General features: G+C 66.8%; 17 protein-coding genes. 8 read left to right on the forward strand and 9 right to left on the reverse strand.

Annotated elements, in window-relative coordinates:
- Positions 1–121: 121 nt before the first annotated feature.
- Complete coding sequence (locus tag GM1_RS11840) at positions 122–1366, forward strand: alanine racemase (RefSeq protein ID WP_008379123.1); 1245 nt, start codon at positions 122–124, stop codon at positions 1364–1366.
- Positions 1363–2685: a D-arabinono-1,4-lactone oxidase gene (locus GM1_RS11845; protein ID WP_008379125.1), complete on the forward strand. Its 1323-nt coding sequence runs from the start codon at positions 1363–1365 to the stop codon at positions 2683–2685. Before GM1_RS11840 ends, GM1_RS11845 begins: the two co-directional genes overlap by 4 nt.
- Positions 2686–2751: 66 nt before the next feature.
- Here GM1_RS11845 and GM1_RS11850 read toward each other — a convergent pair whose 3' ends face one another.
- The 3 genes from GM1_RS11850 to GM1_RS11860 all read right to left on the reverse strand — a co-directional run bounded on the left by GM1_RS11850 (position 2752) and on the right by GM1_RS11860 (position 5256).
- Positions 2752–3483 carry an enoyl-CoA hydratase gene (locus GM1_RS11850; RefSeq protein WP_008379126.1) on the reverse strand — a complete coding sequence of 244 codons (732 nt, stop codon included), beginning with the start codon at positions 3481–3483 and terminating at the stop codon, positions 2752–2754.
- 93 nt (positions 3484–3576) lie between these two features.
- Positions 3577–3942, reverse strand: a complete 366-nt coding sequence (locus tag GM1_RS11855; RefSeq protein WP_008379127.1) for an FKBP-type peptidyl-prolyl cis-trans isomerase — start codon at positions 3940–3942, stop codon at positions 3577–3579.
- A 3-nt stretch (positions 3943–3945) separates the two neighbouring features.
- The gene (locus GM1_RS11860) at positions 3946–5256 is read right to left on the reverse strand and encodes a citrate synthase (RefSeq protein ID WP_008379128.1); all 1311 of its coding nucleotides are present in this window, start codon (positions 5254–5256) and stop codon (positions 3946–3948) included.
- Between the two features lie 191 nt (positions 5257–5447).
- Here GM1_RS11860 and GM1_RS11865 point away from each other — a divergent pair, with 191 nt between their 5' ends.
- From GM1_RS11865 to GM1_RS11875, 3 genes are read left to right on the forward strand one after another with little or no spacing between them, the layout of a single operon-like run.
- Entirely contained in the window at positions 5448–6137 is a 690-nt protein-coding gene (locus tag GM1_RS11865; protein ID WP_040519981.1) for a 5-oxoprolinase subunit B family protein, read from the forward strand.
- Entirely contained in the window at positions 6134–7012 is an 879-nt protein-coding gene (locus GM1_RS11870) for a 5-oxoprolinase subunit C family protein (protein ID WP_157435976.1), read from the forward strand. The genes GM1_RS11865 and GM1_RS11870 overlap by 4 nt, the downstream gene beginning before the upstream one ends.
- A 42-nt stretch (positions 7013–7054) precedes the next feature.
- Positions 7055–8053, forward strand: a complete 999-nt coding sequence (locus tag GM1_RS11875) for an oxygenase MpaB family protein (RefSeq protein WP_008379134.1) — start codon at positions 7055–7057, stop codon at positions 8051–8053.
- Between the two features lie 52 nt (positions 8054–8105).
- On the opposite strand, the gene GM1_RS11880 is transcribed toward GM1_RS11875, so the two are convergent.
- On the reverse strand, positions 8106–8393 hold the full coding sequence (locus GM1_RS11880; RefSeq protein ID WP_008379136.1) for a hypothetical protein: 288 nt from the start codon (positions 8391–8393) through the stop codon (positions 8106–8108).
- 240 nt (positions 8394–8633) lie between these two features.
- On the opposite strand from GM1_RS11880, the gene GM1_RS11885 reads away from it, so the two are divergent.
- Complete coding sequence (locus GM1_RS11885; protein ID WP_008379137.1) at positions 8634–9257, forward strand: Pr6Pr family membrane protein; 624 nt, start codon at positions 8634–8636, stop codon at positions 9255–9257.
- Between the two features lie 118 nt (positions 9258–9375).
- Here the strand turns inward: GM1_RS11885 and GM1_RS11890 are convergent, their stop codons facing one another.
- Positions 9376–9924, reverse strand: a complete 549-nt coding sequence (locus GM1_RS11890) for a DUF3885 domain-containing protein (RefSeq protein ID WP_075051969.1) — start codon at positions 9922–9924, stop codon at positions 9376–9378.
- Positions 9925–9998: 74 nt separating this feature from the next.
- Between GM1_RS11890 and GM1_RS21590 the strand changes: the two genes are divergently transcribed.
- On the forward strand, positions 9999–11237 hold the full coding sequence (locus GM1_RS21590; RefSeq protein ID WP_008379141.1) for a hypothetical protein: 1239 nt from the start codon (positions 9999–10001) through the stop codon (positions 11235–11237).
- A 100-nt stretch (positions 11238–11337) separates the two neighbouring features.
- Here the strand turns inward: GM1_RS21590 and GM1_RS11900 are convergent, their stop codons facing one another.
- From GM1_RS11900 to yczR, 4 genes are read right to left on the reverse strand one after another with little or no spacing between them, the layout of a single operon-like run.
- On the reverse strand, positions 11338–12627 hold the full coding sequence (locus GM1_RS11900) for an MFS transporter (RefSeq protein WP_008379143.1): 1290 nt from the start codon (positions 12625–12627) through the stop codon (positions 11338–11340).
- Positions 12627–13295: a pyridoxamine 5'-phosphate oxidase gene (pdxH, locus tag GM1_RS11905; RefSeq protein ID WP_040520005.1), complete on the reverse strand. Its 669-nt coding sequence runs from the start codon at positions 13293–13295 to the stop codon at positions 12627–12629. Before pdxH ends, GM1_RS11900 begins: the two co-directional genes overlap by 1 nt.
- A 46-nt stretch (positions 13296–13341) precedes the next feature.
- The gene (locus GM1_RS11910) at positions 13342–13890 is read right to left on the reverse strand and encodes a hypothetical protein (RefSeq protein ID WP_244874771.1); all 549 of its coding nucleotides are present in this window, start codon (positions 13888–13890) and stop codon (positions 13342–13344) included.
- Positions 13891–13912: 22 nt separating this feature from the next.
- Positions 13913–15373 (reverse strand): MocR-like transcription factor YczR, encoded by a 1461-nt coding sequence (yczR, locus tag GM1_RS11915; RefSeq protein ID WP_008379147.1) that lies wholly within the window; start codon positions 15371–15373, stop codon positions 13913–13915.
- 61 nt (positions 15374–15434) lie between these two features.
- Between yczR and GM1_RS11920 the strand changes: the two genes are divergently transcribed.
- Positions 15435–15659 (forward strand): DUF6198 family protein (locus tag GM1_RS11920; RefSeq protein ID WP_008379148.1); only part of this gene is annotated, 225 nt, incomplete at its 3' end.

Below are 15659 nucleotides of genomic sequence, written 5' to 3' on the forward strand. Positions count from 1 at the left end.
ACCAGCGTAATCGTCTCGCGAGGGTGGCCTCGGACACACTTTCGTCCGACTATGCCCTATGCTGTATTCGACAACAGTTGATCGATTGATCCACTCAGGTTCACCGAAGGCGAGAACACCCGTGACTGACAACCCCGCAGTCGACACCCCGCGCCCCGACTGGGCGGCGATCGACGACGCCGTACGACGCGCCAGGCTCGACTCCCCAGTCCTGACCCTCGACCTCGATCTTCTCGAGCACAATATCGCCGACCTGCGACGACGCGCGTCCGGTGTGCCGATCCGCGTCGCGTCGAAGTCGCTTCGGGTCCGCTCGATCATCGACGACGTGCTCTCGCGTGACGGGTACGCGGGAGTCCTCGCCTTCGACGTCGCAGAAGCCCACTGGCTCGCGACCGAGTCCGGCGTCTCCGATGTGCTTCTCGGCTACCCGACCGCCAAAAAAGAAGCGCTCGCAACACTCTTCGCCGACGAACTCGCGTGTCGGCGGGTCACACTCCTCGTCGACGACGTCGCTCAGCTCGACCTGGTCGACGCCGTGCTGCCGCCCGCCAAGCGGCCGGTGGTGCGCGTCGCGATCGACCTCGACGCGTCGCTTCGGGCCGTCGGCGGGCGCGTTCACCTCGGTGTCCGCCGGTCGCCCATCCACAGTGTCGACCAGGCGACCGCGCTCGCTCGCACCATCGTCGGACGTGACGGCTTCGCTCTCGTGGGCGTGATGTCGTACGAGGCGCAGGTGGCCGGACTCGGCAACGACGTCGACGGTAAGTTCGCGATGAACACGGCGGTCTCCGCGATCCAGGCCGTGTCGATGACGGAGATCCGCCATCGTCGCGGCAAAGTGATCAGCGCCCTCCGGGAGATCGCGAACCTCGAGTTCGTCAACGCAGGCGGCACCGGATCCCTCGAGGAGACCGCCAAAGACAAGTCGGTCACCGACATCGCTGCGGGCTCGGGGTTGTTCGGCGGGCATCTCTTCGACAATTACCGCCACTTCCGTCCGGCACCGGCGATGGCGTTCGGACTGGACGTTCTGCGCCGTCCGGACGACGAAATCGTGACGTGTGCAGGCGGCGGATGGATCGCGTCCGGGCCGCCCGCACAGGACCGCCTGCCCAAGCCGGTATGGCCCGAAGGGCTCGAGTACATCAGCACCGAATCGGCCGGTGAAGTGCAGACTCCGCTCACCGGAGCGGCCGCTCGCGGCCTCTCGGTGGGCGATCGAGTGTGGTTCCGCCACACCAAATCGGGCGAGGTGGCCGAACGTGCCGCTCGCGTAGCTTTGATCAAACGTGACAGCAGTGGAGTCGCCGACGTCGTAGACGTGGTCCCGACCTACCGCGGAGAAGGGAAGTGCTTCCTGTGAGCCAGACGACAGCAGCCGCGACGTGGACCAACTGGGGTGGCACCGCACGGTGCACACCGACGGAGTTGATCACGCCGCAGAGCGTGGACGAACTCGCCGACGCGGTGCGCACCGCCGCCGCAAGCGGTCAGACGGTCAAGCCCGCCGGCGCGGGTCACAGCTTCTCGCAGATCGCCGTCGCACCCGGCATCCAGGTGAAGCTGTCCGGACTCCGCGGACTCATCAGTGTCGACGCCGACCGCAAGCGCGTCACCCTCGGCGCGGGCACTCACCTTCACGAGATCCCGGCGATCCTCGAACCGCTCGGCCTCGGCATGGCCAACCTCGGCGACATCGACAAGCAGACCCTCGCGGGCGCGACGTCCACCGGGACGCACGGCACCGGCGGTGCGTTCGGCGGGATCTCGACCCAGATCCGCGGTGTCACCCTCGTCGACGGCACCGGCACCGTCCGGGTGATCGGTGAAGACGACCCCGACCTGAAGGCCGCTGCACTCGGGCTCGGTTCACTCGGCGTGCTTACGCAGATCACGATCCAGTGCGTCGACGCGTTCTCGATCCGAGCCGAGGAGGGTCCCGGCGAAGCAGACGAGACCTTCTCGACGTTCCTCGAGCGTGTCGAGAACGTCGACCACTACGAGTTCTACTGGTTCCCCCACACCACGAAGACACTCGTGAAGACCAACACCCGCGTTCCGCGTGACACCCCGGCCACCGGCCCAAGCGACCTCCGGCGCTACATCGACGACGAACTGCTGTCGAACAAGCTGCTCGGGGCACTGTGCAAGGTCGGAGCCCGGTCGCCGCGCACCGTCCCGTCGATCAACCAGGTCGTCGGACGCGCGCTCTCAGCTCGCACGTACACCGACCGCTCCGACCGGATCTTCATCTCCGACCGCGACGTCCGTTTCCGCGAGATGGAGTACGCCGTCCCACTCGAAGCCGTCCCCGACACGCTGCGCGAGATCCGCGCGATGATCGACCGACGCGGCCACAAGGTGAGCTTCCCGATCGAGGTCCGCGCGGCCGCCGCCGACGACCTCATGCTGTCGACCGCATCCGACCGCGCGTCCGGTTACATCGCCGTCCACCGCTTCTCCGGGGACGACGTCGCGGCGTCGGAAGCCTACTTCCGCGATGTCGAGGACATCATGATGTCGCACGCCGGTCGTCCGCACTGGGGCAAGATGCACACGCGCGACGCCGACTACCTGCGAAGCGTGTACCCACGCTTCGACGAGTTCCTCGAAGTCCGCAACCGGTTCGACCCGCAGCGCGTCTTCACGAACCCGTACTTGCAAACCGCTCTCGGCAGCTGATCCCAGACTGTCCACCACGTTGGAGACGATTTCCGCACCAGGACCGGAAATCGTCTCCAGCGTTGGTCAGCGCCCCTGGAAGTTCGGTGCGCGCTTCTCCTCGCGAGCGGCGCGCGCCTCTTTCACGTCTTCGCTCATCCATGCGGCGAGCATCGCTTCGTGACGGTCTGCGGGTGCTTCGTCGCGGGCGCCGTCGCCCGTGAGGACCATCTTGTAGTGGCGAAGGGTGAGCGGAGCGAATCCCGCGATCGTGTCGGCCCAGTGCTTGGCGTCCTCGAGGTCGCCGATGCGGTTCGCGAAGCCCAGGCTGTACGCGCGATCGGCCGTCAGCGGGTCGCACCCGAGCAGCATGCCGCGGGCCTGCCCACCACCGACGAGTGAGACGAGACGCTTGATCGTCCACTCGTCGAGAGCGACCCCGATCTTCGCGGCAGGGATGCCCGCGATCGATCCCGGCGCCATCACACGGAGGTCAGCGGCCATCGCCAACTGCAGCCCACCACCGAGCGCGGGACCGTTGACGGCGGCGATCACCGGGACGGGCGTCGACTCGATCTGAGCGATGACGGCGACCAGCTTCTCTGGGAACTCCGGATCGTAGACGGGCCCGGACAGGTCGGCTCCGGCGCTGAACACACTTCCGCGGCCGGTCAGCACGATGGCGCGCGCTCCCGACTCGACTGCATCGGTGAACGCCTGCGACAAGTCGCGCAGCATGTCGTAGTCGAGCGCGTTGCGCTTGGCCTCGCGGGCCAACTCGATGGTCGTCACATATCCGTCTGTGGTGCTCACGATCATGACGGCAGACTACCCAGGTCGTTCGACCCGTGTGCGTCCGGATACGACAAAACCTCTCGACCGATTCGGTCGAGAGGTTCTGTCTGAAGAGACTTAAGCGCCGAGCAGGTCGATCACGAAGATCAGCGTCTTGCCGGAGAGGCGGTGTCCCGCACCTTCGGGTCCGTACGCGAGCAGCGGCGGGACGACTAGGCGACGACGGCCACCGACCTTCATGCCGGGGATGCCCTCCTGCCAGCCGGGGATCAGCGCGTCGAGCGGGAAGTTCGCAGACTGGCCGCGGTCCCACGACGAGTCGAACTCTTCGCCGGTCTCGAACTCGACGCCGACGTAGTGCACGTCGACCATGCCGCCGCGCTGAGCTTCGGCGCCGTCACCGACGATGATGTCGGTGATCTGAAGCTCCGCCGGAGCGGGGCCTTCCGGGAATTCGACCTCGGGCTTGGTGTTGTCGGCCATGGTTCAGCGATCTCCCATCGACTGGTAGTCGCGCTCGGTGTAGCCGGTGTACAGCTGCCGCGGGCGACCGATCTTGGTGGTCGGGTCGTTGTGCATCTCGCGCCAGTGGGCGATCCAGCCGGGGAGGCGGCCCAGGGCGAACAGCACGGTGAACATGCGCGTCGGGAAGCCCATCGCGCGGTAGATGACGCCGGTGTAGAAGTCGACGTTCGGGTACAGACGACGCTCGATGAAGTACTCGTCGTTGAGAGCGACCTCTTCGAGGCCCTTCGCGATGTCGAGGAGGTCGTCCTGGACGCCGAGGGTCGCGAGGATCTGGTCGGCGGTCTCCTTGACGATCGCGGCGCGCGGATCGTAGTTCTTGTAGACGCGATGACCGAAGCCCATGAGCTTCACGCCGTCTTCCTTGTTCTTGACCTTGTTCATGAAGGCCTTGGTGTCGCCACCGGAAGCGCGGATCTCGTCGAGCATCTCGAGCACGGCCTGGTTCGCGCCGCCGTGCAGCGGGCCCCAGAGTGCGTTGATGCCGCCCGAGATGGACGTGAACAGGTTCGCCTGCGACGAGCCGACCAGGCGGACCGTCGACGTCGAGCAGTTCTGCTCGTGGTCGGCGTGGAGGATGAACAGCATGTCGAGCGCCTTGGCGACCTCCGGGTTCACCTCGTAGGGCTCGGCCGGGAAGCCGAACGTCATGCGGAGGAAGTTCTCGACCAGGCTCAGCGAGTTGTCCGGGTAGAGGAACGGCTGGCCCTGCGACTTCTTGTACGCGTAGGCGGCGATCGTCGGCAGCTTCGCGAGAAGGCGGATCGTGGCCAGCTCGACCTGCTCGGGATCCTTCGGATCGAGCGAGTCCTGGTAGTAGGCGCTCAGCGCGTTGACGGCGCTGGAGACGACCGGCATCGGGTGCGCGTTGCGCGGGAAGCCGTCGAAGAACCGCTTGAGGTCTTCGTGAAGCAGCGTGTGGCGCTGGATCTTGTTCGTGAACTCATCGAGCTGAGCCTGCGTCGGCAGCTCGCCGTAGATGAGGAGGTAGCTGACCTCGATGAACGTCGACTTCCCGGCCAACTGGTCGATCGGGTAGCCGCGGTAACGCAGGATGCCCGCGTCGCCGTCGATGTAGGTGATCGCCGACTTGGTCGACGCAGTGTTGACGAAGCCTCCGTCGAAGGTCGTCATACCGGTCTGCGACAGGAACGAGCCCAGTGCGACCGAGTCACTGCCTTCCGAAGCCTTCAGAATCGGCAGGTCGATCTTTCCACCGGGGTAGGTGAAAGTACCGTTCTGCTGTTCGGTGGCGCCATTCTCCACGGACACACAAACCCCTTAGCAATCGCGGGTGAGCAGTTGTTGGGTAACAACCTAGTCGTCTTTCGACTCAGCCGCCCAACGAGGGTCCTTGGGGATCTCCACAGGTTCCTCATGCGCGCGGCCGACGACTCTCTCGTCGCCCGCTCAGCTTACTCATACGGCCCGCAGCCGCTTGCGCGCCCAGTAGCGTTGAGCGCATGCGCGAGCGCCCTGCGGGAGATGACGGACTCCTCCTCGACTTCGGTTCCGCGGATCGTCCCGCATGGACTGCCGCGCGAGTAGCCGACGCGCTGCGAGGTGCCGCCGCGGACGGCCGAGTGTCCTTGTCCGACGTCGTGGCCTGCGCGGAAACCGTTCTCGTCGAAGCACTTCCGGGCACAGGGTTGAACGAACTCGGGGTGCGACGCGTCGTCCACGATCTGCTCGCCTCGGCAGTTCCGGACAGCGATGAAGGCGGCAGTTCCGTGCGGTCGGCGATCGTGATCCCGGTCCGATACGACGGGGCAGACCTGTCGTCCGCAGCTGATGCCGCCGGGTGCTCGACGGATCGTCTGGTGCTGGCGCACACACATCTCACGTGGACGGTGCAGTTCATGGGCTTCGCGCCAGGCTTCGGGTATCTGGTGCCCGAGGACGGCAGCGACCCCTCGTTGACCGCTGTCTTCAACGGCCTCCCGCGACGCGAGGAGTCGCGGCCCCGCGTGCCGGCCGGATCGGTGGCGGTCGCGGCCGGATACAGCGCGGTGTACCCGAGGGTGAGCCCCGGCGGTTGGCACCTGCTCGGCGTGACGGACACCGTGCTGTGGGATTCGACCGCCGCTCCCCCATCCGTGCTGTCGGCGGGAGCACGAGTCCGATTCGTGCGCGCCGAGGAGGTGATCGGGTGACACCCGCCGAGTTCACGGTGTGCTCCACCGGGCCGCTCGCGACGATCCAGGATCTCGGGCGGCCCGGCCATGCCCACCTCGGCGTTGCGCGATCGGGTGCCGCCGACCGCGAATCGTGCGGGTTGGCGAATCGACTCGTCGGAAATCTCCCGGACGCCGCGTGCATCGAGGTGACGCTCGGCGGATTCTCGGCCCGGGTCCACGGCACCGCGTTGATCGCCGTGACCGGCCCGGCGACCCGGGTCCGAGTCGACGGACACGACGTCGGCAGCCACTCCGCGATTCCGCTGCGCAACGGCCAGTCGTTGTCGGTGACCGCACCGCGCCACGGCTGCCGCAACTACATCGCAGTCCGCGGCGGGTTCGACGCGGTGCCCGAACTGGGATCGCGGTCGACGGACACCCTGTCCGGACTCGGCCCGCCGCCGCTGAGCGTGAAGGACCGTCTCACAGTCGGCGACCTGTCGGATGACTGGCCTGCGGTGATGCTCGCGCCGCCGCCCGCTGTCGGCACCGAGCCCGCGGTGGTCCTGTCGGTCCGGCCGGGCCCGCGCACAGACCGCCTCATCGACCCCGGTCAACTGGTGATCGGCCGATGGCAGGTGAATCCCGCGTCCAACCGGATCGGCGTCCGCCTCGACCGGCCGTCCACGTCGACCGAACCGCCACTTGTGCACCGCGATCTGCCCGAACTGCGATCCGAGGGTGTTCCGCTCGGAGGCGTTCAGGTTCCACCGAGCGGCCAGCCCGTCATCTTCCTCGCCGATCACCCGGTGACCGGCGGCTACCCGACGGTCGCCGTGCTCACCCCCGCGTCACTGATCCGCGCGGCGCAGCTGGTGTCAGGCGACTCGGTGAGATTTGTGGTCGGCTGATGCCCTTGCCACCAGTTTGAGACGAAGATAGAGTTCCGTCTCATGACTGAGGTGCTGCCCCCGCTGGGGCCCGATTCGGTGACGTGGCGCTATTTCGGCGACTGGCGCGGGATGCTGATGGGCCTGTGGTCGGGGTCGATGCAGAACATGCACCCGAAGTTGGCCGCAGGCGTCTGGGACCACTCAGACTTCTTCGGCGAGCGTTGGGAGCGCCTGATGCGGTCGCTGTATCCGATCAGCGGCGTCGTCTTCGACCAGACGCCGGACACCGGCGCGCAGGTCCGCGACTACCACCGGACCATCAAGGGCACGATGAACGACGGCGAGCGCTATCACGCGCTCGACCCCGACGTCTTCTACTGGGCGCACGCCACGTTCTGGTACGGCAACATCCGCTGCGCCGAAGCGTTCGGCCCGCCGATCTCCGAGGCCGACAAACGTCGTCTGTTCGACGAGTCGCGTGCCTGGTACTCGATGTACGGCGTCAGCATGCGGCCGTGCCCTGACACGTACGAGGAGTTCCTCGAGTACTGGGACCATATGTGCCGCCGAGTGCTCCGCGACCACGAGGCCGTTCGGACCGTCCTGGACATCACCGTCCTGCCGCCACCGCCGTGGGCCGCGGCGTGGATGCCCGCCTGGCTGTGGAAGCGGCAGGTCGCCGTCGTCCAGCGGATGTTCCTGTGGATCACCACCGGCCTGTACGACGAACCGGTCCGCGAGATGATGGGACTGACCTGGACCGGTGCCGATCAACGGCGCTTTCGCCTGTTCGGTAAGGCCGTCAACGCGGGGATGAAGCTGCTTCCGGCTCGGTACCGCCGCCACCCGAGAGCTCGTGACGCCGACGACCGTCTGACCGGCCGCGTCGCCGCAGACGCTCCACTCCTAGAGACCCCCGTCCGCAATCTGCCCACCGGCGCCGAGCGCGACAGCCCGATCCACTACTGCCCCGTCACCGCCGCCCGCCGCGCCAACCTCCCCTGGCAGAGCAACACCACCGCCGTCGGGCCTCCCGCTACAGAAATCAGTTCCCGCTAATAGTCAGACCATTAGCGGGAATGGACGCCTGATGCGTGAACGCTTCGATCGATCAACAGTCGCCGACGGTCCGCTCCGTGAGAACGCCCTCACGGGCCAACTTGTTGAACTTGTTGCCCCACCAACGCAGGAGCACCGCGACCGCGATCGGCCACACCAGCGCAGGCCAGAGCGCGTTCGTGTCGTTGTTCAGCCACACGATCGCACCGGCGATCGCACCCAAGACGACCAGGCTGAAGAGCACGTCGACGATCCGACCGACGATCCACAACGGATGCCGGTACAGAGTCGCGTTCGCGCGCCGCGTTCGATCGGTCCGCGCTGTGTCGTCTGTTGCCATGTCTCTCCCCCACGAAGCGGTCACCGAAGATGCGACCAACGACCATCAAATCAGACGAAGCGACTCGTCGATGGACTGAACCCGCTCGTCTGGCAGAGCAACAACACCACCATCAGGCTTCCCGCTACAGAAGTCGACTCCCGCTAATTGTCAGACCATTAGCGGGAAGCAACGCCTGATGCGTGAATCTCCCAGCGGCATTCGCCGCCATGACAAGGACCGACCAGTCAGACTGCACTGATGACAGGTGACTCGCTCGTCGTCCGAGCGCTCCGACTCGCCGCCGGGATCCTGGGCGGCGTTGCACTCATCGTTCTTCCGATCCTGAGCTGGGACAACCCCGGATTCGGGCTCGGGAATTACTTCAGCTACTTCACCGTGCTCAGCAATGTGCTGGCGGTCGGGACCTTAGTGACCTGCGCTGTCGCCCCAGCGCCGGAATCACGGTGTTTCACGTGGATCAGAGGTCTCGCGACCACGTGCATGGTCATCACCGGCGTCGTCTACGCAGCGCTGCTCTCCGGGATCGACGTGCAACTGAACGTCATGTGGATCAATCGGGTGATGCACCTGGTGCTCCCGATCGTGCTCGCCCTCGATTGGCTGCTGGTCCCCGGCGCCCCCGGCCGCAGGTCTAGGTGGGCGCAGTGGCTGATCGCGCCGCTCATATACGGCGTGTACACGCTCGTCCGAGGACCGATCATCGACTGGTACCCGTACCCGTTCATCGACCCTCGCGAGCACGGGTACGCCGTGATGTCGGCGATCCTCGTCGGAGTGTTCGCCGCGATGGCGCTGTTCGCTTTCCTCGTCGACCGCGCCGGAGACCGGAGCGCGAAACGGACTACAGCGCAGGCTCTCTGAGGTCGGTCAGACGACGAGTGCGGCGAGAATCGTTCCGATCAGGACCCGCGTTGCCGCCAATCACAGCATCGTCTGACGACGATGCGGCGGACGCCACGACATCGGAAGCGCGGCGAAGTCACAGATGTCCCGCACCGCCCTGCGGCAGCCACTCGGCATAGTCGTTGGCGAGAAGGTCTCGCTGCACGCGGTCACGGAGAATGACGTCGCCGCCAGCGTAATACGGGTGATACAACCACTCGAGGTCGTCAGCAGTGAGAATCACATCCCCCGCACCATCTGCTGCAACCAGGCGAAGCAGTGCGTCCACGGACGGAGAGTCGATCCTGACCCGCGCGACGTACACATGAGTCCAGGACTCACCTTCCGAGTCCGGCACTGACGTCCAATGATCGGCGGTCGGAAAGGCCCTCCGCAGCTTCTTGGTGCGTTGTACGGCGCGCGGCGTATCGGACCAGGCAACCGTCAGGACCCACACGAACTCCACGCCTTTCGAGAGCGAGGCGAGCAACGTGCGATGCCGGGACAGCAGTTCTTGCATGTCCGCATCCGACTTTGCGATGCCCCTCGAATCGGGCAGGCTGTGAAACCTGATCCAGTGCTCGTGTTGTCCGGAGCGAAGGAGATACCCGACTGGACGCTGGTCGCCCCACTGCTCAGTCCACATCCGGCCGAATCGCTCCACGTCGTTGGCATGCACCGCCGAAGTATCACACGCATCACCACCGATACCATCGGCCGATGACGTTCGACTGGGTCGGTCTCCAGCACTCACTCCAATCTGACATCGTGCGGGCGGTCCGCGACCACGCCTCCGAGGGAACGCCGTACGGCGTGGCGGTGTTCGGCTTCTACTCCGACGGAACCGTGATCGCGTGGCCGATGATCGGCGTCGCCTTCGACGGGTCCGATGAAGCGCACGACCTCGAACGTCGGTGGAACCCGCACGACTGGGACACCGCAATCGAATCCTCCGACATAGGCGACGAGTGGAGTTCTCGCCTGTCTACGTTCGCGACGACCGACCGCGGCAAGCGATGGGACGCCGCCGAGAAGCGATTCGAACGGGCCGTCGTCGCAGCGTGCAAGGCGGCACGCAAGCTGTTGATCGCCGACGTCCTCATCCCGAAGTCCGCACTCGTGGTGGCGATCGACGAGGGCGAGGAACTTGTCCCTCGTTGTCTCACTCGCTCCCAGGTGATCCGCGAATTCCCTCATCTGGACGCCGAGGCCGCGGAACGCCGACGCGTCGCCGAACTCCCCGTCGGCGAACGGATCGCGGCCCTGCTCGACGCCATCGGATCTGACGACGACGGGCCGTTGGATTGGGAGTCCGCTCCGCCACTGCTCTACGACGTCGCCCGCACCGACCGCACCCCCGTCGTCGACGCGCTGCTGCACCGCCTGCTCGTCGCCCCGGGCCGCGGGTTCGGATCACGTCACCTGTGGATCAGCGCGCTGTCGGACCTCGGTGCCGACCGGAACGACGTGGTAGCAGCCTTGACCGAAGTCATGCTCGACCGGACGAGTGAGGACAACGTCCGGTCGTCGGCCGCGGCCACGCTGTGCAGATTCGGCAGGCTTGCACTTGTCGCATCCCATGTCGACGCACTCCCCGTTGACGGTCGACGAGCCTTCGCGACGCCGTACGCGTCGCCGTTGCCGGATCGACCCATCGATTTCGCGCCTCTGGAGGCGGTGCTCGCCACCCACCCCGACCTCGACGAACTCCTCTTGTCCGAGATGGGCATCAACCACGAGGCCGTCGGACCACGGGTCGAGGTCCTGTTCGGCGCCCTCGCGTCGCCGTGGCCGTGCATCCGTAGCCACGCGGCCTGGTCCCTCGTCTTCGCGCGGCTTACGCCGGAGCAGGAGAATCGCTACCGCCAGGCCCTCGATGTTCTCACGAACGATCCGTCTCCCGCGATCTCCGGCAGAGTCGTCGACCTGCGGGAGATCGTCGAACGCGACTGGCGATGACTCCGTCGCGCGTCGCCCCGACTCCCGCTACAGGAGTCGCTTCCCGCTAATGGATAAACCGTGAGCGGGAACAGACGCCCAGGGCGTGAACCTTCCCGGCCTACGCCACGTTCGGATCCGGACGGAGGGACGCGCGGTAGCGCCAGAAGGCGGGGACGGCGAGCGCGGCGAGAACGGTTCCGATGACCACTGCGATGCCGCCGCCGGCGATCGTCACCGCGGTCCCGGCCACGGCAGCGGACGCGCCGTGCGCGACGTCGGCGATGCGCGGTCCGCCCGCGACGATCACGATGAACACACCCTGCAGACGTCCGCGGACGTCGTCGGTGGCGGCGGACTGCAGCATCGTCTGACGGAAGGCTGCGGACGCCATGTCGGCGGCGCCACCGACCATCAGCGCGACGACGACGAGCGGGAGGATCGGCAGAGCCGACCCGTGGGCGAAGAAGAGGAGACCGCCGGACACCGCGACCGACAGACCCCACACGATGATGCAGACGACAACGGCCCGACCTTGTCGCTGCACCCGGGACACCCACCCGGACAGGACGCCTCCGACAACGGCGCCCAACGGGATCGCGATGAACAACAAGGCGAAGGCGATGCCACCGTCCGACGGCCCGCCGAAGCTCTCGTGCGCCATCTGCGGAAACAGCGCCCGCGGCATGCCGAAGATCATTGCGATCAAGTCGACGACGAACGACATGAGCAGCACGGGATGTCCGCGGAGGTAGCCGAGTCCGTCGATCACCGATTTGAGGCCGGGTGTCTTTGGTCGCTGGTCTCCGGAGAGTTCCGGGACCAACGACGGCAGACCGATCACGGCCCAGAGTGTGGCGAGCAGACAGATCGCGTCGACCAGATACAGCAGCGAGAAGCCGAGAACGGGGATCAGCGCGCCGCCGACGAGCGGACCGGCGATCGCGCCCGCCTGCATCACCGTCATGTTGAGGGAGTTCGCGGCGGGCAGTTCCTCGGCCGGCAGGATGCGCGGCAGAACTGCCGACCGCGTCGGCTGATTGACTGCGAAGAACGCCTGCTGGAGCGCGAACACCCCGAGCAGAATCCACACGTTGCCCCATCCCGCCGCCGACTGCACCCAGAACAGGATGCTGGTCGCGATCAGGCCGACCGTGGTGACGAGAAGGATCCGCCGACGGTCGAAGACGTCGGCGAGCGCACCGCCCCACAGGCCGAACACCACGAGCGGTACCAGCCCGAACACACCGGTCAGCCCGACATACGCCGAACTTCCCGTCATCGCATAGATCTGCGCTGGAACTGCGACGACGGTCAGCTGCGCGCCGATGACCGTGATGATGTTGGCCCACCACAGCCGCCGGAAGTGCGTGTTCGCCAGGGGCGTCGTGTCGGCGAGAAGCCTCCCCATCAGGGCTGCAGGCGTTCCACGCGCCAACTGTCGCCGTCGCGAATCGCGCGAGCCCGGTTGTGAAGGCGATCTGCACGGCCCTGCCAGAATTCGACGACGTCGGGCTCAATCCGGTAACCGCCCCACTGCTCGGGCACAGGGACGGTCGTCGACGACAACGGTCCGCCGAATTCGTCGGACACCGCGGCCGCGGCCGCTTCGAGCGCGTCGCGGGAGGCGATCGGACGCGACTGGTCAGACGTCGTCGCCGACAGCTGGGACCCACGCGGGCGAGAGTTCCAGTACGCCTGCGTCTCCGCCGGATCCACCTTCACCACGCGTCCACGGACGTGGATCTGCCGTTCCATCGCGATCCACGGGAACGTCGCCGAGGCGTACGGATGAGCGGCGATCGCCCGGCCCTTGTCGGAGTCGTAGCCGGTGAAGAACACGATCCCGGCGTCGGAGACGCCCTTGCACAGAACCGTGCGGGTGGCCGGGCGGCCGTCGGCGTCGACTGTTCCGACGATCATCGCGTTCGGTTCGACGACACCCGCGGCGATCGCGTCCGCCAGCCACGCGTCGAACAGGGAGCGCCACGGCGGATCGCCCACCAGCCAGGACGGATCGAGATTCGCTGCGACGCCGTCCTTCCCCGTCGGGTCGGCGGCGCCGTATCCGACGCGCATGCTCGGCAGATCCACTTCGTCGTTCACGCCTGCGATGCTATTCGCCTCAGCGACGGGCCCTCGTGCCGACGCCTTCGGGGAAGGGCCACGGCATGGTCACCGATCTCCCGGCCGGCAGTGACGACCAGGTGCGGGAGAAGTCGTCGTATCGGTCGTAGACCTTCTGCAGGAGCTCATTGCTCTCACCGGACGCGGCCTCCGTGCCCGGCCACGCGGGATCGGGGCGCCGACGTCCGCGCGCGACTTCCCACAGGGCGACGGTCAGCGACGCCAGCCGCTCCGACTTCGCCATGTCGGCCGACTCCGACTCCGTCGGGGCACGACGATTCTTCGTGGCCTTCCGCTTCACGGCGGGGTCGGCTGCCCAGAACATCCCGTCGTCGCCGTCAGCCGCGGCCAGCCGCCCGTACACGCCTCCGCGGATTCTCCATTCGGTCTCGACGATCAGGTGCGCGACGTCGTGCGGCACCGCGTCGTGAAACCCCGGTCCGTTGCGCGGGGCGAGTGCGTGCCCGACATCGCGGTGAACCGCGATCTCGTAGCGTCCGGCGAGTTTGGTGAACGTGATCTCCATGAGTCGTTGATCGTCACCCATCCGACGCGGTGGAGCAACCGATTTACACGACGAGCCGACCCGCCAAGTCGACGTCCGCCGAAGCCGTGACGGCATCGACGCCTACCGACCGACGGTACGCCAGCCCGACTGTTCGGATCCCGGTCACGAGATGGTCGATGGGCAGCGTGTACGGAATGCGGATGTGGCTCTCGAGACCTCCGTCGGGACCGAAGGAGCTTCCAGGCGTCAGCCGGACTCCGAGTCCGGCCGCCGCCGCGGCGGTGACCGTCGCGACGGGCCTGGGCAGGTGAACCCACAAAGTGAGTCCTCCGACGCCGCGGACCGTCGTCGCGCCCGGAAGGTACTCGTCGATCGATGCGAGTGCCGCGGCACGGGCGAGGCGCAGTCCGTCGAGGCGCGCGGGAAGGAAGTCGTCGAGGTGATCGAGCGCGTACTGCGCCGCGAACTGTTCCATCACCGCCCCGCCGAGGTCGAGCTCGTATCGGGCCAGGACGTACGGATCCGGTGGTGTCTCAGTGCGGATCCAACCGACGCGCAGTCCGGCCCACACAGTCTTGCTGGCCGACCCGAGGGTGATGACCTGCGCGCCGCGCGGCGCGAACGCGGCGACCGGCGGTGGGGCGTCCTCGTCGAGTCCGATCTCGACCATCGTCTCGTCGATCACCAACGGCACGCGGTGTCGCGCCGCGATCTCGGCGAGCCGACGACGTCCCTCGACATCGAGCAGGAGACCTGTCGGATTGTGGAAGTCGGGAATCATGAAGATCAGACTCGGCCGCTGCAGTCGGACGATCGATTCGAGGTGGTCGAGGTCCCACCCCGACTCCGAGTCCAACGGAAGCGCGACCGGTCGTGCTCGGTGTCGGGCCAGCGCCAGGATGGTCCCGTGGTGGGTCGGCTGTTCCACCACCACTCGATCTCCCGGCGACACGTGGATGTCCAGGACCAGGCGCAACGCGTGCTGGGCGCCTGAGGTCACGAGGATCTGCTCCGGCGTCGTCGGCAGTCCACGTTCGCAGTAGCGCCGGGCGATCGTCTCGGTGAGCGCGCGCAGTCCGTTCGGATACAACCCGGTGCCTGTCAGATACGTGGGCGCGCACTCGAGCGCGTGCCGATAGCCGTCGTGGACGACCTGGTCGGGAGCCGCAGGCGCCGCGATGTTGAGCTTGCACATGTCGGCCTCGGCGCCGATCTCGAACGGCTCTGCCGGCACCGCCACCGGCAGGCTCAACACACTCCGCGCCCCTTGGCGAGAGTTGAGATGACCGGACTCGCGCAGCGTCGAGTACGCGCCGGCGACTGTCGTCCGAGAGACGTCGAGCGCTTGCGCCAACGTCCGCTCACTCGGCACTGCCGTCCCCACGGCGACACGTCCGTCGAGGAGGAGGACTCGCACCGCGTCGGCCAGCGCGAGGTAGGCGGGCCGCGGACCGTCCGGCCGCCACGCTCCGAGTCGCTTGGCGAGGGTGTGCGCGCTGATGGAGCCAGTGGCCGTGATCATAGGGCCAGTGTCCCCCAACTGGCTATGGATTACCAGTCCAGTACGCCGGAGGATTGTGGACATGACCAACACACTCTCGTGGACTCGCCGCCTCGTCCTCCTCTATGCAGGACTCGCTCTCTACGGCGCATCGATGGCGATGATCCTGCGCGCGGGCTTGGGCAACATCCCATGGGACGTGCTGCATCAGGGCATCGCCGAACACGTGCACCTCTCGATCGGCACGGTGTCGATCATCGTGGGCGCCGTCGTCCTGCTGATGTGGATTCCGCTGCGCCAACGTGGC

Origin of the sequence: Gordonia malaquae NBRC 108250 (genome assembly GCF_000344135.1) — a bacterium.
In the GTDB taxonomy this organism is placed as follows: Bacteria; Actinomycetota; Actinomycetes; order Mycobacteriales; family Mycobacteriaceae; genus Gordonia; species Gordonia malaquae.

Excerpts from the sequence above, each read along its gene's own strand:
- GM1_RS11850 (WP_008379126.1), bottom strand. The coding sequence starts at position 3,483 with ATGATCGTGAGCACCACAGACGGATATGTGACGACCATCGAGTTGGCC.
- GM1_RS11855 (WP_008379127.1), bottom strand. The coding sequence starts at position 3,942 with ATGGCCGACAACACCAAGCCCGAGGTCGAATTCCCGGAAGGCCCCGCT.
- GM1_RS11865 (WP_040519981.1), top strand. The coding sequence starts at position 5,448 with ATGCGCGAGCGCCCTGCGGGAGATGACGGACTCCTCCTCGACTTCGGT.
- GM1_RS11875 (WP_008379134.1), top strand. The coding sequence starts at position 7,055 with ATGACTGAGGTGCTGCCCCCGCTGGGGCCCGATTCGGTGACGTGGCGC.
- GM1_RS11880 (WP_008379136.1), bottom strand. The coding sequence starts at position 8,393 with ATGGCAACAGACGACACAGCGCGGACCGATCGAACGCGGCGCGCGAAC.
- GM1_RS11885 (WP_008379137.1), top strand. The coding sequence starts at position 8,634 with ATGACAGGTGACTCGCTCGTCGTCCGAGCGCTCCGACTCGCCGCCGGG.
- GM1_RS11890 (WP_075051969.1), bottom strand. The coding sequence starts at position 9,924 with ATGTGGACTGAGCAGTGGGGCGACCAGCGTCCAGTCGGGTATCTCCTT.
- GM1_RS21590 (WP_008379141.1), top strand. The coding sequence starts at position 9,999 with ATGACGTTCGACTGGGTCGGTCTCCAGCACTCACTCCAATCTGACATC.
- GM1_RS11900 (WP_008379143.1), bottom strand. The coding sequence starts at position 12,627 with ATGGGGAGGCTTCTCGCCGACACGACGCCCCTGGCGAACACGCACTTC.
- pdxH (WP_040520005.1), bottom strand. The coding sequence starts at position 13,295 with ATGCGCGTCGGATACGGCGCCGCCGACCCGACGGGGAAGGACGGCGTC.
- GM1_RS11910 (WP_244874771.1), bottom strand. The coding sequence starts at position 13,890 with ATGGGTGACGATCAACGACTCATGGAGATCACGTTCACCAAACTCGCC.
- yczR (WP_008379147.1), bottom strand. The coding sequence starts at position 15,373 with ATGATCACGGCCACTGGCTCCATCAGCGCGCACACCCTCGCCAAGCGA.